Source organism: Myxococcus llanfairpwllgwyngyllgogerychwyrndrobwllllantysiliogogogochensis (assembly GCF_006636215.1).
GTDB classification, from domain to species: domain Bacteria; phylum Myxococcota; class Myxococcia; order Myxococcales; family Myxococcaceae; genus Myxococcus; species Myxococcus llanfairpwllgwyngyllgogerychwyrndrobwllllantysiliogogogochensis.
In genome coordinates this window covers 1-21405 of sequence record NZ_VIFM01000196.1, presented here as the reverse complement: position 1 = coordinate 21405, position 21405 = coordinate 1, and the positions used below count along the sequence as shown (strand labels likewise).

The 21405-nt window shown below is 66.5% G+C and carries 12 protein-coding genes and 1 pseudogene; 8 read left to right on the top strand and 5 right to left on the bottom strand.

The features are described from left to right. The first annotated feature begins 396 nt into the window (after positions 1-396). From FJV41_RS34895 to FJV41_RS34885, 3 genes and pseudogenes are all read left to right on the top strand, one after another. Positions 397-714 (top strand): hypothetical protein, encoded by a 318-nt coding sequence (locus FJV41_RS34895; RefSeq protein ID WP_141646923.1) that lies wholly within the window; start codon positions 397-399, stop codon positions 712-714. A 203-nt stretch (positions 715-917) separates the two neighbouring features. Further along, a complete protein-coding gene (locus tag FJV41_RS34890) occupies positions 918-1892 on the top strand; it encodes a WD40 repeat domain-containing protein (protein ID WP_141646922.1) in 975 nt (324 codons plus the stop codon). Positions 1893-2050: 158 nt separating this feature from the next. Next, positions 2051-2312: pseudogene (locus FJV41_RS34885) on the top strand (tyrosine-type recombinase/integrase); the annotation flags it as partial. Between the two features lie 21 nt (positions 2313-2333). Here the strand turns inward: FJV41_RS34885 and FJV41_RS34880 are convergent. Then, positions 2334-3599: a cytochrome P450 gene (locus FJV41_RS34880; protein WP_141646921.1), complete on the bottom strand. Its 1266-nt coding sequence runs from the start codon at positions 3597-3599 to the stop codon at positions 2334-2336. Positions 3600-3801: 202 nt separating this feature from the next. On the opposite strand from FJV41_RS34880, the gene FJV41_RS34875 reads away from it, so the two are divergent. Continuing rightward, positions 3802-5193, top strand: a complete 1392-nt coding sequence (locus FJV41_RS34875; protein ID WP_181791141.1) for a DUF2314 domain-containing protein — start codon at positions 3802-3804, stop codon at positions 5191-5193. Positions 5194-5669: 476 nt separating this feature from the next. After that, the gene (locus FJV41_RS34870; RefSeq protein WP_181791139.1) at positions 5670-8444 is read left to right on the top strand and encodes an ELWxxDGT repeat protein; all 2775 of its coding nucleotides are present in this window, start codon (positions 5670-5672) and stop codon (positions 8442-8444) included. A 229-nt stretch (positions 8445-8673) separates the two neighbouring features. Here the strand turns inward: FJV41_RS34870 and FJV41_RS54870 are convergent, their stop codons facing one another. Together FJV41_RS54870 and FJV41_RS34860 are read right to left on the bottom strand one after the other, a co-directional pair. Further along, complete coding sequence (locus tag FJV41_RS54870) at positions 8674-9978, bottom strand: M57 family metalloprotease (protein WP_306440922.1); 1305 nt, start codon at positions 9976-9978, stop codon at positions 8674-8676. Positions 9979-10318: 340 nt separating this feature from the next. Continuing rightward, on the bottom strand, positions 10319-12433 hold the full coding sequence (locus tag FJV41_RS34860; protein ID WP_141646917.1) for a hypothetical protein: 2115 nt from the start codon (positions 12431-12433) through the stop codon (positions 10319-10321). A gap of 337 nt (positions 12434-12770) precedes the next feature. On the opposite strand from FJV41_RS34860, the gene FJV41_RS55015 reads away from it, so the two are divergent. Then, complete coding sequence (locus FJV41_RS55015) at positions 12771-12884, top strand: DUF6289 family protein (RefSeq protein WP_220137926.1); 114 nt, start codon at positions 12771-12773, stop codon at positions 12882-12884. Positions 12885-13241: 357 nt separating this feature from the next. After that, the gene (locus FJV41_RS34855) at positions 13242-17057 is read left to right on the top strand and encodes an Ig-like domain-containing domain (RefSeq protein ID WP_181791137.1); all 3816 of its coding nucleotides are present in this window, start codon (positions 13242-13244) and stop codon (positions 17055-17057) included. Positions 17058-17170: 113 nt separating this feature from the next. On the opposite strand, the gene FJV41_RS34850 is transcribed toward FJV41_RS34855, so the two are convergent. Next, the gene (locus tag FJV41_RS34850) at positions 17171-19438 is read right to left on the bottom strand and encodes a galactose-binding domain-containing protein (RefSeq protein WP_141646915.1); all 2268 of its coding nucleotides are present in this window, start codon (positions 19436-19438) and stop codon (positions 17171-17173) included. 297 nt (positions 19439-19735) lie between these two features. Here FJV41_RS34850 and FJV41_RS34845 point away from each other — a divergent pair, with 297 nt between their 5' ends. Then, positions 19736-20314: a hypothetical protein gene (locus tag FJV41_RS34845; protein ID WP_141646914.1), complete on the top strand. Its 579-nt coding sequence runs from the start codon at positions 19736-19738 to the stop codon at positions 20312-20314. 105 nt (positions 20315-20419) lie between these two features. On the opposite strand, the gene FJV41_RS34840 is transcribed toward FJV41_RS34845, so the two are convergent. Then, positions 20420-21028: a hypothetical protein gene (locus FJV41_RS34840; protein ID WP_141646913.1), complete on the bottom strand. Its 609-nt coding sequence runs from the start codon at positions 21026-21028 to the stop codon at positions 20420-20422. Positions 21029-21405 lie beyond the last annotated feature (377 nt).

The following is a 21405-nucleotide window of genomic DNA, read 5'->3' as shown; positions in this document are numbered from 1 at the left end:
CCGTCCCATGCCGACCACCATCTCATCGAGGTAGGCGCTCAGCGCCTCATCCAGCTTGCGCAGCTGTGCCGGTGTCATCCCGACCGTAGATCATGACCGCCACCTCGATTCAAGTGACCGGGTAGTACTAAGAACCTCCAACAAAAGTCAGGATAGAGGCGGCGAAGGAGCATAAGGCAACGGCTCAGGACGAGGAATCCGAAATGGACGTCGTCCCTGCGCTCATCTCGAACACGGACACGGCCGAGCTGATTCTTCCAGGCCAATGGGCGCTCCACCACCCAGCGGAAACGCCCCAGACGCTCCTTCGACAGGCTCCAGTGCTACGTGAGGACCCGCAACGGCGTGGCTCCCTCTAACAGGTCGTCCCATAGCGCACCTCAAGAGGAGAACCCGGTGAGCGTGTCACGCCGAGCCGGTCCTTTCGCGTTTCGACGTGACCGGGAAGCCTCTGGTACGGATGTCGTGCAGCTCGAGGCGATGCTGCGACGGGGCGACCTCAAGTCCTCCGACCTGGTGCTCATGGATGGGAATTGGCAGACGTTTCAACAGGCCATTCCCTTCGAGGAGGTTTGTTTCGAGCTGGAGCGTCAAGCGCGCCCCTTCCAACTGGCCGCGTTGGCGCTCTCCCTCGTGTTGGGGTTGCGACTGGCGCTGGGGCTGACCTGGTTCGTCTGCTCCATCCCCGACTGGATTTTCGACTCCTCACGGTGACTCAGAGAGAGCGAAGTCCTGGAACCAGAAGTGACAGATGGCGCACCAAGGGGGCCTTGGAGTTGCGTACCTCCGAGTCCGCGGGGTAGGAGTCCTCCTGTCTCGGTCCTCTCCCTTTGGCCGATTTTCACCTGACCATTGAGGCCCTGAAAGCCCTTCAAGCCCGCCGCAGAGCGGCTATGCGCGCTCCCCGGATCCTCACCATGCTCATGCCCTCCCTTCCGCTGACCCCTGACACCGCGAGGCACTTGTCCCTGCTGCGAATGCTGGGGCCGCCGGAACGGTCGACGTCCTCGCGGTGGCAGCGGTTGGCCTGGGATGCGTCGTCGCGCTATCTGTTGTCGGTCCAGAATCGGGGCGGTACGCCGCTGCGTTGGTGGGACCTGCACTCGGAAGAGTCGGCTCCGCTTGTCGCGCACCCCGTCTCCCAATGCGTGGGCGCGTGGTTCCTGCCCGACTCCCAGCGGCTTCTGTCCGTGACGAGGCGCGGCACCCTCCAGACCTGGTCCGTCACCGACGGCAAGCTGTTGTCCTCGGTGGAGCTTGGTGGGTCCGTCGCCCGTGGGTGCCTGTCGTCGGACGGCACGCGCCTTCTGGTCACGGCCAGCCAGGGACGCGTCCTACTCTGGAACATGGAGCGCGACTGGCTCATGTGGCGGCTGGAGGACCCGGCCTTCCTCTACGGCTGCGCATTGTCGCCGGATGGCCGGTTCGCGGCTGTGGGCGTCGCCGAGGAGCAGGACGGCGCCACGACACGTGGCTCGGTTCGCCTCTGGGATGCGCGGACCGGTAAGCTCGTGGGGGCCCGCACGTTCGACTCACAGGAGCTCTGGACCGTGGCGTTCACGCCGTCCGGAGCGTCGCTGGTCGCCGCGAATTCCGCTGGCCAGTTGTTGTTCCTGGACCTTCCCGGACTTGAAACCACTCGGATCATCAGGGCCCCGGCCTCCGGGGCCCTGCAGTTCGAGTTCAATCGGGAGGGCACCTTGCTGGCGGCTGGTCCGGACACGAGCGCGTTCGAGGTCATCGACGTTCGTGAGGGACGCAGCGTCTTCTCCTATTCGGACCTGGACGACCAGGAGGGAAGCACCGCGAACTTCTCGCCCGACGGACGCTTCGTGAGCTGGGGCATGGACGACGGCAAGGTGGGCGTCTGGGGCGTGAAGCCGCGGCCCTGACGCCGCTTGAGGTTGTTCAGCCCGGTCGCCTGACCGTCCTCGACGACTTGTAGCGCCGCAGCTCGCGCCCATCCTGCCTGGCCTTGCGCTTGCGGCCCCGGCGGTATGTTGCCTCATGCTCCTTCGGCGCCTCCATCCTGACTTTAGTTCGAGGTTCTAAGGGTGGACGCGAGCGGACGGTCGACCTGCCCCGTTCGGTGGTGGAGGCGCTCAAGTCGCACCGGCACCTGCGCGATCGCTTCGTGTTCTGCCAAGAAGACGGCCGGCAGCTCACTGACGGGAAGATGGAGGCGCCGCTTCGACGTGCGCTCCGGGTGGCGGGCATCACCCGCGAGCAGGGGCAAATCGGCTGGCACGACCTGCGGGCACACCTACGGGAGCCACCTCGCAATGAGGGCGGTTCCGCTGAAGGTGATTCAGGCGTGCCGCTCAACGCTGTCGTCAGCGAGCCTGGGGCGCGTGGACCTCCCACTCGACCTCGAGGCTCTCGTGGCGCCTGACGGTGACGCTCCTCAAGAAGCCCGGCGCCTGCCCTGGCACCAGCCGGAGCCCCGGGAGACTCCGCAGAAGGGCCTCCAGCGCCAGGCGTGCCTCCAGCCGCGCGAGCGGCGCGCCGATGCAGAAATGGAGGCCCTGCCCGAAGGCGAGGTGCTTCTTGACGTCAGGCCGCCGGACATCGAAGCGCTCCGGCTCGTGGAACCGGGCCTCGTCGCGATTGGCCGACGCGTAGACGATGCGGATGTGGGCTCCCTTGGGAATGGAAACGCCCCCAAGCTCCACCGCCTCCAGCGCGGTATGGAACATGGCATGCACGGGAGAGGTCATCCGCACCGCCTCCTCGACCGCGCCCGCGATGAGGCCCGGGTCGTCCCGAAGGGCCCGCAGCTGCTCCGGATGCTCCAGCAGCAACTCCACCGCTCCCACGATGAGGCCCGCGGTCGTCTCGTGCCCCGCGAAGTGCACCTGCATCAGCATGCTCACGAGCTCCGCCATGCTCATGGGCGGCGTCATCCCCTGTGACCCGGTGACGATGTCGCTCATCAGGTCATCCCGGGGAGACGTCTTGCGTTCCTCGAGCGCCGCGGCGAGGTAGCGCTGGAAGTCGACCACGCCTCGCGCGCATGCGACCTGGTGCTCAATGGGGCCATGCGCCGCGAGGACCGTGGTCAGCTCGTCGGACCAGCGCCGGAACCTGTGGATGTCCGCGCGAGGGATTCCGAGAATCTCCGCGATGATGCTGCACGACAGTGGATGGGCGAACCGCAGGAACAGGTCCGCCTTCCCTTCCTTCCGGAAGGAGTCGATGAGTTCGTCCACGAGGGCGCGGATGAAGGGTTCCTTCTCCGCGAGGCGCCGCCCGGTGAAGGCCTTGCTGACGAGGCTCCGGAAGCGCGAATGCGCTGGCGGATCATTGTCGACGAGGCTGGGGACCAGAGGGTAGCCGTCCATCAGCGCGGCAACCACCTCCGGAGGCGTCGTCGCGGCGCCCACGGTGATGGACTCGGCGGACGAGAAGCGCTCGGCATCGGCGACCACTGCGCTGATGTCCGCATGGCGCGTCACCACCCACGCTCCCAGCGCCGGGCTGAAAAACACCGGCTCCTCCCGCCGTGCACGCGCGAGGAACGGGTGGGGATTCTCGAGCTGGGGAGAGTCGAGCGGGCGGTACTCAGACCCGAGTCCTGAAGCGGCGCTGTCCTTGAACATGCGTGCTGACCTCACTCAAAGGTTCGTCGGGTGTTCAGTGCGGATGGGAGGCCCCGCGAATCCTAGCAGGCCAGCAAGACGCACCCGCATCCCGACGGTGACGACGACGCCATGACGAAGCTGGGACCGGAACGGCCGACTGTCGCCTCCGGGTGCTAGGTTGCCGTCACCTACCTTCTTCGAACAGGGCGTGAGGATGAGCATGCGCGGTGTGACCGCCAGGCGGTTGGGTTTCGTGGGGTTCTGGGGCGCGGTGCTCTGTGCGCTCGCGCTCTCGGGCTGTGCCACCCGGGCGGCGACTCTCCGGCCGATTCCCCCACCGCTACCCCCAGGCCCGCTCTTCTCCCCGCGCGCCACGTTTCGCTTCGCCGTCGTCCACACGCCGAAGCCCGGCATCCCAGTCCTCCCGAAGGTGGAGGAACTGGTGCGCGAGCGCTTCACCGTGCTGCGGCTCGCTGGGGAGGGCCCGGGGGCAGCGCCCCTGCCCACCGTGCGCGTCTCGGAGCGCGCCCTGAAGGACCATCCTCTTCCCGAGCAGGGGATGCTTGAAATCGCCGCGCGCGGCCTCTCGCCCCAGGAGCAGGCGCAGCTCGCGGCCTCCGAGCGCATCACCGTCCTGGAGTTCACCACCGAGCCCCCGGCTTTCGAGGCGGTGCGGCAGGCACATGCGTTGGCATTGGAGCTGGCCCGCGCCAGCGGCGGGCTGGTGTGGGACGAGCATGCCGGGGAGTTCTTCTCCGTGGAGGGCTGGCACGAGCGCCGGCTCGAAGGCTGGGACGGCGGCGAGCCGATGCTGCCACGCCACTTCAACACGCGTGTCTACTCGGAATGGGACGGCACCGCACGGCTCATGACCGCGGGCCTGGGCACCTTCGGCCTCCCGGACCTGGGAGTGCAGCAGGTCCCGGCGCCGCTCGCGCACACGGTGGGCACGTTCATGAACCTCGTCGCCCAGCTCATGGTCGAAGGCACCGCCATCCGCGAGGATGGGGTCTTCCCCATCACCGTGGACGCACTGAGGCTCGCCTCCTATCGCGAGGCCCTGCTGGAGCAGGTGCCGCCCGAGGCGCCCCGGCGCACCTTGATTGGCCTGCTCCCCGTGGACCCGAGCGACGTGGAAGGTGAGAACCGGCTGGTGGAAATCATCTTCAAGGCTCGGCCTGGCGACAACCCCTCGGAGCGCCCCTATGCCGCCATCGCCGAGGTCTTCGGCACGCAATCCGAGATTGTCCATGTCGATGAGGACCCGGAGCTGCTGGCCGCGAGCCGCCGCGCCGTGGAGGCCCTGCTCACGCGAATCAAGCCGCGCTTCCAGGAGGGTCTGGAGCTGGAGTCGAAGCTGCTCGTGAAGGCCCGCTTCACCACCCATGACGGGGGCATCGAGTGGATGTGGGTCCACGTCACGCGGTGGGAGGGCAGCGTGCTCCATGGCGTGTTGAACAGCGAGCCGGAGGCCGTGCCGGAACTGAAAGCAGGCTCGCCCGTGACGGTGGGGGAAGACTCGCTCTTCGACTACATCCTGGAGCGGGACGGTGGCTCCGAGGGCAACGAGACGCAGCGCCTCATCCTTGAGCGCTCGGGCAAGACGCGCTGACCGGGTGGAGGCGACCTCGCCCACTCGCCCACGGTCAGGCAGGTGCTCGAGCACTTGAAGCGGCCCGTGGATGTGCCGCCTCTTGCACCGGCACCAGGGCCGCCGCAGCCAGACTTCTGGCAGTCAGCGCCCCACCCTTCCGCGCCGCGAACTCCCGCGCAGCGCTCGGCGGCGGTGTGTCCGTTCACGTGCCACAGGGACCACACCCCCTTGAGCCGACCTCTCCAAGAGGTGCTCTTACCCGTCCGCTCACGAGCAGGACAGCACCATGGGCTTCTATCGGTCCGATGTTCCGGGAGAGCACCGATACGTGGCCTTCACCCAAAACAAGGCCATGCGTCTCGCGTCAGAATTCCCTTCCAGACATGTCAGTCCGGTGCGGTTTCATCCAACGCCTCAGTGAGGGGTTCTCCAACATGAATATCCAGAAGCAAGGCGGACGTTCCGCGTCCGTATGTTCCACTCCTGCATCCGGAGTGAGAGGTCTTTTCCTACTCACACTGCTCACCTTGGGCGCGGGCTGCGGCCCGGAGGCAACGGAGCCGTGGGCTCCCAAGCAGGAACCAGGTCCCCTCAGGGAGGCGCTGGACGAAGGACCCGCCTTCCTGGTCAAGGACATCAACACCTCGACTCCGGCCAACGTCGGCTCCAATCCGAAGCACTTCGTCGCGCTCGGTGGGGCGCTCTACTTCGCCGCCGACAGCCACACCTCGGGCGAGGAGCTCTGGAGGACCGACGGCACCTCCGCTGGCACCGCGCTGGTCGCGGACCTCTGCTCGGGCCCATGCGGCTCAAACCCGCGCGGTCTGACGGTCATGAACGAGGCGCTCTATTTCTTCGCCTCGAATTCCCACGGAGCCCTGGGGCTGTGGCGCAGCGATGGCACTGTCGCCGGAACGCAGATGCTCAAGGTAATCAACATCAACAACTTCAGTCCAAAACTCACCCCCATCAACGGGACGCTCTACTTCAGCATCTACGACCCCGCCTCGGGAAACGAACTGTGGACGAGTGATGGCACCGCCGTCGGCACGAAGATGCTCGTGGATATCAACCCGGGCACCGGCGACTCCTACCCGAGTGGCTTCCTCGCCTTCAACGGCACGGTCTATTTCAGGGCCACCTCCGGGGTGGGGGCCGAGTTGTGGGCGACGGACGGCACCGCCGCCGGCACGGCCATGCGGATGGACCTCTACCCGGGCACCAACGGCTCCGCGCCAGCTGAACTCACCGTGTACAACGACATGCTCTACTTCATCGCCTCGGATGCTCCCAGCCAGCGGAGTCTCTTCAAGTCCAATGGGACGGCCGCGGGGACGGTCAAGGTGAAGGAATTCAGGACCGTGGGCGCCCCCCTGCTCTTCAACGGGCTGATGTACTTCCCGGCCTCCGACACCGCCTCAGGATACGAGCTGTGGAAGAGCGATGGCACCACCGCCGGGACCTTGCTGGCCGTGGATGTCTTTCCTGGCAGCGCCACCTCCAACATCAACAACATCAATGTGGTGGGAGACAGTCTGTTCTTCACCGCCTACGACTCGACCGCTACCTATGCCCTGTGGCAGAGCGACGGCACCCAGGCGGGCACCCAGCGACTCCTCACCGCGCCCTCGAACCTGAACAACGTCAACGTCTTGGGCGGCTCGGTCTACTTTTCCGCCCGGGAGGCGAGCACGGGCTCAAGCGTCTACACGGAGCTCTGGGTGAGTGACCTGACCGCAGCGGGCACCCGCGTCGTGAAGGACATCAACCCGGGCACCTCGCTTGGCGCCTTTTCAACCCTGGCGACGAGCTACTTCGGCATCCTGGACGGCGTCCTCTACTTCGGAGCCAACGACGGCGTCTCGAACACCGAGCTGTGGCGCAGCGATGGCACGGCCGCTGGCACCACCCAGGTGAAAGACCTCTTCGGGCCCGTGAGCGAGTCCTCCCCCGCGAATCTCGTCGTGTCGAACGGCCGCGTGTTCTTCACCGCCAATGAAGGGAGCCATGGGGCGGAGCTGTGGGAGAGCAATGGCACCGCCACGGGCACCCGCAGGTATTGGGACATCTGCACGGGGAGCTGCAGCCCGACCCTGTCCTCCTTCACCCTGCATGGCTCGAGCATCTTCTACATCACCACCACCAATTCGATTGGAGGCAGCTCGCCCGCGAGGCTGATGCGGAGTCCCACCTCCTCGGGCACCGCTGGCGCCATCCCCGTGGCCAGCTCGCTCACCGTCACCTCGCCCCGATTGGTGTCGTACAAGAACTGGCTGTACTTCCGCGCCAATGACACCAGCTACGGCGACACCTTGCGGATGACGGACGGCTCCTACACCACCCAGACGAGTGACACCGCCGGTCGCGGGCTCAGGACCCCGGACCAGATGGTGGTCTCCAACGGGACGCTCTTCTTCACCGCCGATGACGGCACGAGCCTGGGGACCGAGCTGTACAAGACGGATGGCACCTACTCGGGCTCGACGCGGGTGAAGGACATCTGGCCGGGCGTGAACAGCTCCTCCCCGTCCAACCTCACCGACGTGAATGGGACGCTGTTCTTCCGCGCCCAGGATGGAACCGGCGCGTACAACCAACTCTGGAAGAGCGATGGCACCAGCACGGGCACCGTCAAGGTGGCGACCTTCTTGCCGGCAACCGGCGGCGCGTTGACCAACTTCAGGAACATGTCGGGGACGCTCTTCTTCTTCGTGTCCGACTACACCACGACCGAGCTCTGGAAGAGCGATGGCACCAGCGCGGGCACCGTCAAGGTGAAGGACCTTCCGGTGCGCTCCTACTCCGAGTCGACGTACTTCGCCACGATGGGCGGCGCGCTCTACTTCGGCCTGCGTGACGATGCTCACGGCTACGAGTTGTGGAAGAGCGATGGGACTGCCGCGGGCACGGATATCCTGGTGGACCTCCGACCCGGTCCGAATGGGGGATTGGCGACGCAGTCCTACAACAATGGCGCGCTCGTCTCGAACCTGCTTCCGTTGGCCGAGGGGCGGCTGTTGTTCTCCGCGTCGGATGGGGAAACCGGAATGGAGTTGTGGATGACGGACGGGAGCGCCGCGGGAACGGTGCGCTTGACGGACCTGGCACCGGGTGACGCCTCCTCCACTCCGACGTCGCTCACTCGCGCGGGCACCCTGGTCTACTTCGCCGCCAACGACGGGGGGCGTGGCCGCGAGTTGTGGGCCCTGCGTGTCGCCGACATCATGGACAGCAGCCAGACTTCTGGCAGTAAGGGCCCCACCCCTTAGCCCCCTACCCTTCAGCGCGGCGCTCTCCCGCACCGCGCTCGGCAGCGGTGTGTCCGTTCACTTCCCTCGGGCACAGCGTATCGTCGTGCGCCTGCGCCCCGGGCGCGGCTCGAAGTGACCCGGATGGCGCATACCCGCGTGGCTATCCGGGGTCTGTCATTGGGTGCGTTGAAGCGAAACCGGCGGCCCGGAGCACTTCTGTCCGGGCCGCCCATTGCCAACGGGGCGATTACGGGCTGAGGGAGATGCTCCCCGCCCAGTAACCGTAGGAGTACGAGGTCACGCCATTGCGGGTGGTGCCCGCGTAGCCACCCTGGGCCGGCTGGATGGTGACAGTCACCTGTCCGCCGCTGGAGGCAATCACACCCGCGTGCACGGACGCCGTGCAGACATCCGAGTCATCGGTGTAGAGGTCCGTCCCCCAGATCGCCGCTCCGAGGCTCGCCGTCGGGCAGTTGCACCGGATTTGCGTCCCGTTCTGCCCGCGGTAGGACAGGAAGTTGAAGCTGGAGCAGATCGGCGGAGTCTGCGGCACCTGAGCGCCGATGAGGCGGAAGCTCCCCGCCCAGGCGCCGTAGGAGTTCGTGGTGACGCCGTTGCGAGTGGTTCCCACGTAGGTGCTCTGGCCCGGCTGGATTTCGACGACCACCGTCCCACCGCTGGTGGAGATGACACCCGCGTGCACCGCGGCGGTGCAGATATTCGAGTCATCGGTGTAGAGATTCGTTCCCCAGACAGTGCCTGAGGCCCCCGGGGAGCAGGTGCAGCGACCCTGTGCCCCCGTCTGCCCTCGGAAGACCGTGAGGTCGACGTTCGAGCAGTTCGGGAGCTCGCTCGGGCCGTAGAGGGCTTTCAGCGCGGCCTCGTCGGCCTGGGTGAACTCGCCGGTACTGCCGAAGTTGGGGCAGGCGTTCATGACGGACCCGTCCCAAACGGCGGCTTCCGGCGACCCCGGGATGAGGATGGCGCCCACGCCCATATCGCCCTCGTTGTAGCCGCTCGGGCAACTGATGGCGCTGTTGTAGTAGTCCGTGTGGCGCAACCCGATGGCGTGGCCAATCTCGTGGGTGATGGTGTGCTCGTTGATGTCGAGCTCGTAGTTGGCCAGCAAGACAGTCATGTAGATGGTCCCGTGGGGGAGACCGAGCGCAGGGAAGAACGTCCAGCTATGGTCCTCGGTCGTGGTCACCATGTCGATGTTCGCGGAGCAGCCGGTGGTCGGGCCGCGCTCGAAGGTGAACCGCAGACCCAGCGCGTTGTAGTTTTCGATGGCCATGTTGAGCCCCAGCTTCAACTTGGGATGCTCGTTGAACGAGTCCGATGGGTTGAGGCAGATCTTCGTCACTGAGGGGCCGACGACGTTGGTCGTTCTGTAGTGCTCGGCGCTCCCCGGGGGGGCCTGAAGCATCTCTCGGGAGGCCTGGAGCGTCACACGCGTGTCGCCGCCCACGAAAACAGCCTCGTTGATGACCTGGATGTCCTTGGCCGGATAGCCGGCCTCGATGAGGTTGGAGATGATCTCCTCGTTCTCCATTCGCGGCTCCATACCGCCGCAACCGACCAGCAATGCGACACCGGTCATCGCGAGGACTGCTGCCTGCTTGAACATGGATGCTCGTCTCTTTGACTGCGGGGGAATGCGCCGCCCGGCGAGGGCTTCCCGCCGGGGCCGCGCGCCAGGTTTCATAGCGCGCCCCCACCCCAAACCCTCAGCGACAACCTTGGATGCTTAATCCGTCTCAAGTCTCGGGATTCGAGACACCCACGCGAAGTCGGAACTTGCTGCTGAAATGACCCCGCGGGCTGTTGAAGACCGGGGCCTCCCGCCTCGCTGGGCTGAGGCGCCAGACGCGCAAGGGAACGCGGCGGCGTGCTCAGTCCAGGATGAGTGAGTAGGGGCCGTACGTGAAGCTCCCGGACGCAATGTCAGGCCGGACCCGGAGGTGGTGGAGGCCCGATTGGGTGGGAGTGAAGTCCCCCGCGAAGCTCCTGGGCACCGCCGTTCCATCCGGGGCCACCACACTCACCACCGTCCCGAAACCGGCCGTGGCCTTCACGCGACGCGGCTGCCCGGCAAGCAGGCTCAGCGAGAACACGTCCACGTCGAACGCGGAGTCCAGCACCGCGGGCAGCAGCAGCGGATAGGTGATGGGCGTCGCATGGACCAGGTCATCCCCATGGTCGTCCGTGCCCAGGTACTCCAGCGTGAGCTGGTAGAGCCCCGCCCGGACGACGACGTAGACCGGAGCCGTTGCGTCGGCGTCCAGGTGGTAGCTGATGGTGGTGCCCTGGGTCGTCTTGAGCGTGCGAAGCGGCCCGGCCGGTGACTCGAGCTTCGGGTCGCATCCGGTGCAGCTCACCCGATAGAGGGCATTGGCCTCCATGGAGAAGGTGAACACGTCCACGTCCGTGCTCACGTAGCACGCGCCAGAGACAGGCAGGCCCGGTTCGAGCGGCGTGGCTGTCGCGGGTGTGTCCCCGTGGTCATCGGGTCCCAGGTCACGGGCCCAGATGGAGAAGGTGCCCGCACGCCCGAACGGCGCGACATCCACCTCCAGGAAGTAGACCGCCTCCTCGGACGACAGGAAGGTGAAGCCACCGGACAGGGTATGGAGCACCGCCCCCTGCGCGTTCTTCAGCCTCACTGCGCCCGCGTTGCCGGTGCCTCCCATCTGCTGAAGGGAGTAGTGGTGCCCGGCACGCACGGAGAAGGAGAAGACATCCACGTCGAGGCGCGTCTCCATGTGTCCCGTGAGCAGGGAGGGAAGCAGCACTTCGGTCGCATCCACGAGGGTGTCCCCGTGGTCGTCTGAGCCCAGGTCTTCCAGGCGACAGGAATAGGGGCCCACGTAGGCCCCGAAGCCCACCTCCACGAAGTACTCGGCGACAGCGGCCGCATCCACCGAGACACGCGTCGGCTGGTTCTCGACGTACGTGTGGCCATCCACCATCTGCCCCGTGCCATTCGTGAGCATCAGGTGCGGCCCCACGCTGTACCCAGGGACGACCTCGCAACTGAAGAGGTAGATGTGTCCCACCTGGGTGGTGAAGGAGAAGACATCCCGGTCCAGTCCACCGGAGAGCTGCCCCGTGAAAGGCACGGACGACGGCGTCACCGGAGTGGCGTACTCCCGCGCATCCCCGTGGTCGTCCGTGCCCAGGGTCGCGAACTGGAGCGTATAGGCCGCCTGGACGATGAGGTCCTGCGCGAAGACCGACGTCACCTCCACCCGGTAGATTCCGTCATGCGTCGCATTGAAGGAGACCGTGCCCGTGGGATCCCCCGTGGACGAACCCGTGGGAGAGAGGACCTTCACCTTGCAGGACACGGCCGGGTTCTGGGACGTGCAGGTGACGCCATGGAAGGCCCCGTGCGACAAAGACACGGTGAACACATCCATGTCCGTGCGCAGCTCCATGACGCCCGTGGCCTGGGTGCTCGGGAGCCAAGGCGTGGCCGTTTCCACGGTGTCACCGTGGTCATCCTGCCCCACGTCCTCGAGCACGCAACTGTAGGAGCCCGACAGCTCCTCATGGACGGCGTACATCCTCAGGTAGGTGGTCTGCGCCGAGTGGGTCTTGAAGTAGAGGCTGCGCCCGGACGAAATCCAGACAGGGACCCAATCCAGACGCCTGCCCGCGGAATCGATGAGCTCGAGCCCCCAACCCACGAGCGGCTCCGGAAAGGTGCAGTGGAAGCGGTAGAAGTGCCGGGCCCCCGACTGGAAGGCGAAGACATCCCGGTCGAGGGAGCTCTCCAGCGTGCCTCCGAAGCTGGCAGAGGAGGCGGGGAGGTGCGTCGCGGTGGCCGGAGTGTCTCCGTGGTCATCGAGCAGCGCGCCTGAAAGGGAGACATTCGCCGGCTGGAAGGACTCCGCCCGCATACCCGGGGCGCCCTCCTCTATTGGCTCGGGGAGTGCTCCACCGCAGCCCAGCGCGAACATCAGAATGGGCAGACGACGCCAGATGCTTCGTAGCAGGGGTGTCATGGTCGTTCCTCCAGACAGCAGGTGGGATGGATGGGCCAACGGCGTGGGCCCCTCCTTCCTGAAGGAAGACGCGGCGGAAAGCAAAAACACTGGCACACGGAGCACATGTCAAGCCATGGCAACTCCATGGGACGTCGGAGCGCCGCGCACCAGGACACACTTGGCTGAGGCGGAGGAGCCGAGGCGGGGCGCGGATGGGGGCCGCCGAACCGTGCGCCACCTCGGAGGAAAGGCCGTCTATTCTCGGTCGCCAAGATAGAGCCGGAGCACTCTTGTCCATCCCCGCACGGGCCGGACAGCATCTCCCAGACTCCTGGGATGGACACGCCCGCCTGGCATGACGACCCTCGCGGGAGATCGGCGATGTGATTGCAATGGCATCCGCAGAAACTGGGGCGTCAGGACCAATCACTACGAGTTCACCGAAGTCGAGTGCCACGAACGGCGGTAGCGTGGAATGCGGCCGCATTCAGTGCCGCGAGGTGTCGCCCCAACCCGTCAGGGCATCAGGCGCAGGACCGCGATGACACGTGCGTCGCCGACTGGCCGGGATCTGGAGGTCACTCCAAGGGGAACGTCAGAGGGTCGCGGTACATCGGTGCGGTGTGGCGAGCGCCTGTCACCTGGTTGCAGGTGCCCTCGCCTATCCGGGCGCGCATGACCCCTGTCGGTACAGGGGCTCCGTCGACGCGTGGTCCCTCTTGCTGCTTCGTGGTCCTGTCGTCGTCACCCGAGTCGCGGGAACGGAAAGCGCCGCACAAGCCGTTCGGCCCGCGACATCCCCCCTATGACATTGAAACCCTCCTGGATGAGATGGGCCCTGGTTGTCCTGGGCCTCATGGTGTTCACCCCTGCCTGCAAGGACAACACGCCGAACGACAATGACCCGCCGGACGCCTCGGGCGATCCCGACGCGGGAGGCTCCGATGGTGGCTCCAGCCCCACGGGGGACGGTGGGACTGGAGACGGTGGCTCGCAGCCTTCGGAGAGCCTGGGCTTCATCGACTACGTGTTGCCCGCGTTGGACGCGGAGGCGGTCCCTCGCAACGCGCGGGTCATCGTGGGCTTCACGGAGGCGCTCGACGTCAGCACGGTGAACGAGCATGTCCTCACGGTGTCGGAGAACGGGGTCTCGCTCCAGGGCACCCTGACTCATGACGCCACCACCCGCACGCTGACCTTCACCCCGGCGCGTCCGTTCACCGCCGACGCGTTGGTGACGGCGGTGGTCTCCTCGCTGCTGCGCTCGGTGACGGGCAAGTCGCTGAGCGTGCCCCATCACTCCATCTTCACGGTGGGGTTGGAGTCGGACTCGTCGCCGCCGAGCGTGACGGCCACGAAGCCCCCCCTCGGAGTGACGGACGTGCCGTCGACCTGGCCGGTGTACGTCCTCACGTTCAACGAGGCCATGGACCCGCGCACCCTCACGGCCGAGTCGCTCCAGTTCGAGCAGTTGCTGGGTCCGAACCCCGCGTCGCCACTCTCCGGGACGTACTCCTATGAAGCCGCGAGCCGGTCGCTGTACTTCCGGGTGAGCCCCCAGCCCGCGCCGGGCGCACGTGTCACGGGCACGCTCTCCACGAAGGCGAAGGACCTGGCGGGCAATCCCCTCGTTCAGCCGTACACGCTCACGTTCGTGGTGGCGTCGTCGAGAGACACCACCTCGCCTCGCGTGCAGGCAACCCTGCCGGAGGCAACCTCGGTGGGAGTCGCCGTGCGCAACGCCCCCATCATCGTCACGTTCAGCGAGCCGCTCCGGCCCGCGAGCATCACGCCGGACCGTCTCTACCTGGAGGAGCTGAACGCGGATGGCACCCAGGTGGTCGGCCTCGTCCCGGGCGCCCTGCGCTACGACGACGCGCGGCTCCAGGGGGTCTTCACTCCTGCCCAGCCATTGAAGTACCAGACGCGCTACCGGGGGCACGCCCGCTCCGTGGAGGATATCGTCGGTAACCGGCTGGTGCCGTTCGAGGGTTTTGGCTTCGTCACGGAGCTGCCCCCCTCCCCTCCACAGGTCCTCGACGCGACGCCTGCTCCGGACACGCGCTTCGTGCCGCTGAGTGGCCCGCTGCGCGTGCGCTTCGACCGGCCGCTGGACCGGGACTCCATCACCCCGGAGACGGTCAGCGTCGCGGGTGTCACGGGGGTGGCCAACTACGAGTCATCGACGAACACGGTGGCGTTCCGTCAGTTGTCGCCCTTCGCGCCGGCGACGAACTACACGGTGACCGTGCGGGACGTGCGCACGCCTCAGGGGGCGAGCCTCGCTTCGCCCTTCACGTACACCTTCCGCACGGTGGCTCCGGGGGTGAGGGTGAGCGCGGGCAGTCCTGGCCAGCCGGGCCCGGCCGTGTTCGCCACCGGGCCGCTGGGGACGCTGGCCGTGTGGAACGAGAACACGGGCACGGGCGTCCAGGTCCGCGCCTCGCTCAACCGAGGCTCTGGCTTCGGAGCGTCCATCCTGGTGGGCGAGGGGCGCTCGATGAAGGAGTCGCCGCAGGCGGCCGCGTGGGACCAGCGGTTCATCGTGGGGTGGTCGACCCCATCGCCCAACGACGATGCGGTGGCGCTCTTCGATGGAACGGCCTTCACCCCGGTGACGCCTGGCATCCGTGGCCACCTCTTCGGCTTCGGCGACAACCTCTATGCCTATGACTCCGTTTCGAGGTCCTTCCGTGTGCGCTCCGGGGCGCAGTGGTTGGAGGTGACCCGGAAGAACCTGGGGACGTCCCCCACCCTCGTCTCGAACGCGGGGGCCGTGATGTTGATATCCGGGCCGGACTCCTTCGAGGACGTCACGACGATTTTCGATGGTGTGCAGTGGGTGCATTCCAGCGTCGTCTCCTCGTCCGTGGAGGAGCAGTACACCCTCGTGGGAGACAGCTTTGGCCGGGCGTGGACCACCTCGGAGGGGACGTGGTTCTCGCTCTTCAATCGGACCACCCGGGCGTGGGGGCCCGCCGAGTTCATCACCTCCAGTCAGGCGCGCAATCTGCGCATCGCCTCGGATGGCAGCACCGTCACGGCGCTCTTCATCCGCTCGGATGAACTCACCGCGTCGGTTCGCGTCAATGGTGAGTGGCAGTCCCTCGTGCGGCTGCCGGACAGCGGGCCTCTGCTCCTCCCCGTGGCGGTGGTTTCGTACCAGGGCAACTACGTCGGGTTGTTGTCGGGCAGCCCTTCGGGGCTGCACTCCATCACGCAAGTGGGGGGCTCGTGGACGTCGGTGACGAGGAGTGTTGTCGCGACAGGGATGCACGCGGTGCTCGAGACGCGCGCGGTGGGCAATGAGCTGCTGGTCCTGATGAAGAAGAACGGCCCGACGTCGTCCCAGCATGAAGTCTGGGGGACCGCGCTCACGTCGCAGGGGTGGCAGCCGAGCGTCCAGCTTCGAGGCGCGGAGAGCACTCCCGTGGTGCCGCATCGGGTGGGGGACCAGGTGAGTGTGTCCTATGTGGCGCCGGGGCAGCTCTCCGTGCGTGGCTATCAGGGAGGTGGCCAGTGGGGCGCGGCGAGGCAGATGGTGACGCCGCCGCTCGTCGGTGGCGTGCGGGAGGCGGTGGTCCACTTCGCGCCGGACGGGCAAGGAGCCGCCGCGTGGGAGCAGTTCGATGGGGGCGTGTGGAGCCTCTTCCTCGCGGAGTACGACGGGGAGGTGTGGCACCAGCCCGTGCGTCTGGGGCCCGTGGGCTCCAACGTCCGGGTGGCCGTGGATGGCGACAGGGTGGTCGTCGCATACCTCCAGCCGGCCACCACGGCGGGCAAGGTGGACATCTGGGCGGTGTCCTACGCCGCAGGGGGGATGGGGACGCCGGTCAAGCTGGACAGCGTGACGGCTACGGCCCCCGACCTGGTCCTGGTGCACGGAGCCAGTGGCTTCATGGCGGCGTGGGGCGAGTGGGAGATTCGCTCTGCGCAGAGCGTGGACGGGACGACGTGGAGCACGCCTCAGCTCGCCGCCGAGCGCACGTCGACGATACTGCGTTGGAGAAACACCCAGTTGATTCCCTCGGGAGCCTCCTTCGCGTTGTCGACGAAGCGGGAGGACCGCGAGCTGAACATCCTGCGCATGCACACCTCGGGCGTCTGGCAGCCGAGGGTGGAGCCGGTGCTGCGGACCGGCATCTACGACATCGTGGCCACGGACAGCGCGGTGATGGTGATGGCGCCCCTCAGCCATGAGTTCCGCTACATGGTGCACAACGGTGTCGCCTGGTCCAACGAGAACACCGTGGCGTCGTCAGGGGACGGCCAGGGCTTGCTGGCCGTGTCCCCGAGCGGGATCCGGATGCACACGGACCTGAGTTGGTGGCGGTGGACTGGAACGGAGTGGTTGAAGGAAGCGACGAATGTCAGCCGCCCCTACCCGTCTGGCAGCCTGCGGTGCGACGCGAAGGGCTGTGGGCTGATGACGGGGCCCGGCTTCGGGGAGTCGACGGACCTGGGCTTGTCCTACGCGTCGGGCACACGCTCGTTCTGGAGCGGCGCCACGCCCCACCAGGGGCCCTTCCCCGTCCAGACCTGGAGCGTGACGTGGGACTTCGCGGGGGGCACCTACCGCGCCACCTGGCGGCAGCCCGTGGAGCCGGGCGTGACGGCGCTGCACGCCAGCACGGAGCTGTGACGCCGGGCGCGCGGGTGTGAGTCCGTGAGGACGGAGCGGGAGCCGAGGCTTTCGCTCCGTCCTCGCGTCATGAAGTGGCCCGTCACACAGCCCCGAGGACTGGGGCGTCGTGCCTACCGGTAGAAGCGGACGTCACAAATCTGGGAGAACTGGGTGATGCCGGGGAAGGTGCCCGACGCGTAGAACCGCACGTAGCGCGTGTTCAACCCTCCGCCCGAGCGCTGGCTGTAATCCCTGATGAGCGTCTGACCGGACGCATACGACAGCGAGCTGCCGTCCTGAATCACCCAACTGCTCCCGTTGAGGCTGATGCCCATGTACCAGCTCGGCGGATTCGCGCTGCCGAAGAGGACCTCCATCCGCTTGACCAGGTGCACCTGTCCCAGGTCGATGTACACCGACTGCTCGTTCCCGTTGCTCGTCCACCAGCAGGAGCCCGTGTTGTCATCCGTCACCGTGTAGGCCGCGATGGCGTTGATGGTGGCGTTGCTGGACGTCGCGGGAATCTTGTGCTCGACGGTGGCGTCGACGAAGAAAGGCCCCGCGATGCCGAAGCGGCCCGAGTCGTTCTTGTCCACCACCTTGAGCAGCACGTTCGAGTTGCCCCAGCCGCCCGTGTAGAAGTTCCAGTACCTGTTCGTGTTCGCCACGACGTCCTCGCCCACCTTGGTCCAGGTCGCGCCGTTGTCTCGCGAAGCGAAGTAGTCGACCGCCACACCCTGCGGATGGGACCAGTGGACGGTGACATTCACGCCATCGTGCGTCGTGGTGCCGACCCAGGGCAGTTCGGCCTCGATGCCATTGGCGATGGTCAGCGTCGTCGCGTTGGAGACGATGGTCTGCTGGTGGGGGTCCACCACCCTCCAGAGCGAGGTCGTCGGCAGCGTGGCGGAGTCGATGGGGTAGTAATAGTTGTTGGTGATGGTCCCGACGGTCTTCCAGTCAGGCGACAAGGGGTTGGTCGCGCGCTGGAGGATGAGGCTGTTACCACCGCCGTTGATGAACAGCATGGGCACGAGCTGCCGGTTGATCACCGGGTGCTCGAAGGAGACGGTCGGCTTGCTGACGGGATTGGTGACCCAGATGGGGGCCATGACGACTTCGGAGTTGCCCCAGTTCTGGGTGAGCGTGACGACGTAGATGGACTCGTAGGGCGTCAGCGAGAACGCCTCGCGCACATTGATGAGGTTCGGGTCGGAGTAGGTGATTTCCTTGAGGGGCGCGCCGGGCTGGAAGGGGTTCCAGACCTGGAGCTTCGTCCACTCGTTGCCACCATACCCGGTGCCGTCCTTGGTCGTGCCCCACACGGTGAAGTCCAGCCTCCGCTCGTTGGCGGCGCGCTCGAACTCGGAGCCCATGGGGCGCCCGTTGACCATGAAGAAGCCGGAGGCGGGCGCGAGCCCGGTGCGAAACACCGAGCGGTTGCGCAGCGCGGTCAGGAAGTTGTTGTAGTTGAACGGCGTGCCGGGTGGCAGCACGACACCGCCGCGCCCCTGGGCGAAGTCATCGCCGTAGAGCTTCTCACGGGGCACGCCGGGCTCGTCGATGAAGGGCCTGACGAAGGAGCCGTCGGGATTCCGGTCCAGGTACTCATGGGCCAGCAGCTCGCGGGTGGTGGCGTGCGAGTCCGAGTTGGAGACCGGGGCGACGCGGAAGCCTCGACGCAGCAGCTCGAAGTATCTGGGGAGCCCGTTGAACTCGGTGAGTTCGATGGCGTCACGGACGTTGCGGCGGCGGTCCGGCTCGGTGGGCAGCGTGAACCAGACGTTGTCGCTGGGGTGGTTCAACTGGACGTGGGTGCTCAGCAGCGGATTGGTCGAGTAGTTGTTGAGGATTTCGTGATGCATGTCCCAGACATCGTCCGAGTGGACGTGGACGTGCCGGTTGAAGCTGTTGAAGTGGTGGTCATGGGAGGGGCCGGTGCCGTCGTCGGGACCGACGTGGCTCTCCACGCCCGTGAGGATGAGCAGCTCGGGCTGACCGTTCGCATCCAGCTCCGGGCTCAACTGGGAGATGGGGTCATCACCGTCATAGCCGTCGTCCCAGGACGAGGTGTGGTTGCTGGTACCGAAGAAGTCATAGCCATGGCGGAACGCGGACTGGAGTACCTCGCTCCGCAGAATCTGGGGCGTGAAGTCGAGCTCCGTGTCCTCGTTCTCCGAATGGCCTCGGGGGTGGCTGTGCAGGTCGCCGAGGAAGACCTGCCAGCCGCCGCCGCCAAGCTCCTGGGCGATACGATTGCGATACTTGCTCTCCCGTTCCGCGGGGAGCGGAATGCGGTCCGAGGCGACCACGTTCGTCACCTCCCCCGCGAGGGAGGGACCCGCCACCAGGGCAGCCGTCAACAACAGCCAGGGGCTGCGACTTCCACGTCGAGACATGGGATTTCCTCTGAAAGAGCCCCGTGAGAGGGGTGTTTTTTCAAGAGGCATTACGGAGGCATGCCGGGAAGCTGGTCGTTCGGACCGCGCGCGAAGGTGCTGGTTGAATGCGGGAGGACCCGTGGCGCACCCGAGTCCCAGGGTGCTTCCACCCCACCTCGGAGCCCCCAGGAGGATTGAGGGCTCAACCGCGTGGAGTCACCGGGGCTGACAGGGCTATCTCGGATTTGTTCCAGCGCCCCGGAACGCAGTAGAAACATCGTCTTTGGGCCGGAATGCAGTGGCGGGGAAGCCGACATGAGTGACGCAGTGTCTCGAGAAAAGAAGAGTCCAACCGCCGTGACGTATCTGCGCGTCCCGTTGTTGCTGGAGACGGCGATGCTGACCATGGGCAGTGGCATGGGCAATCCGGGGTGCGGCAGTGGCGACGACAAGGACGACGACGACATCGGGCCCGAACGCTGTGAATCAGGCTGCGCCATCAGCGGCGCCTATGTGTTCCGCTTCCAGGACGCCACGCCGTTGAGCGCCGACTGCGGCCTGCTGGGGGTGTCGCTGCCGGAGGGCGAGCGGGTCGTCGTGGTCCAGAAGGGAAGCGAGGTGGACATCACCGCGACGCTGGGAGAACTCCAGCTCACGGGCTCGCATTACGGGAGCACCACCAAACACATCGTGCTGAGGGCCATTGTGCAGCTCCAGCGCCGCGAGGGGCCTCCCACCGAGTTGCTCTACCTCATCGAAGGCCAGTTCGCGGAGGGCCCCGAGAGTGTCGACGCGCCGGCCTCTTTCTCCGGGACGTTCAATGCCAACCATGTGAACACGGTTGCGGGCGACCCGGAGTGCCGCGTGGTGCGTCGCTTCACGGCGACGCGCTGACCTGAGTCGAACGGGTCGCGGCGCTGTCCTCCAGGGTCTTCATCCCCGGTCATCCTTCACGCGCCAGCGACCGCGGAGAGAGCCTCCGCGGTCCACCGGCTTGACTCAGTACGTGTAGTAGACGCCCGGCGTGGTGCTGGTGAAGAAGTTGTAATACGTGGCCACCCAGTTGGAATGGGTGCTCGTCGTCGGCTCCCCCGGAAGCAGGCCCGTCTTCGTCCCGTAGGCCACCAGCGTGGTGCCCGCATCCGTCTGGTCCAGGCGGCAGCCATAGACGCTGCCCCTGCCAAAGTTCGCCCCGACGAACGCGTCCCGAATCGTCGCCAGCGTCGCCGGGTCGATGTGACGGACGCTGCAAACCGTGGGAGAGCTCCCACTCAGGCCCCCCTTGGTGGAGAACGACGCGGACAGTCCCACGGCGGTCCCCAGGACGTTGAGGTCAGGCGTGTTGTAGGACTGCCCCAGGTCGACGGTCGCCGCGGGATACGGACACGTCCCAGAAGCCTGACGCGTCAGCTTGACGACATAGACCGGAGGGAAGGGCGGAGCGACCGTCGTATAGGAGATGGTGAACGTGCAGCCCCCAAACGAGGTCGTGGTCAGCGCGGACTCCTGCTCGCCCAGCGACACCTGAGAGGGAGACTCCTCGGGGCCACCACAGGCGGCAAGGGACGCGGCGGCACAAACCCAGACAACACGCTTGAAGACATTCATTCATGAACTCCGTTGCGGGGGAAAGGCCAGACTCTACCGCCACCTGCCAACGACCCACAACGCAAGCCCACACAACAGTCGCAGCACATTTTTTTGTCAGCGACGCCCCCAGGGTCTCCAGCTGCTTCCTCGGACGTGAGTCATTGAGCACTCCAAGCAGAACCCAGTCCTACGCCCTCGCGCATCCCCTTCGACACGGGCCGCGCTCCCCCGCGAGTCCGCTCCGCCCCACGCGCCATCCTCGCATCCGACTTGACCCCACGCCTTCATCCGCCGTACCGATCGCTGCATTGATGCTGACCGCACAATGACGAAGCGGCGAGCACGATTGGGGCCGTTCGAGGGAGATGAGGAGCGGCCATGGCCCTCCCCTCCCC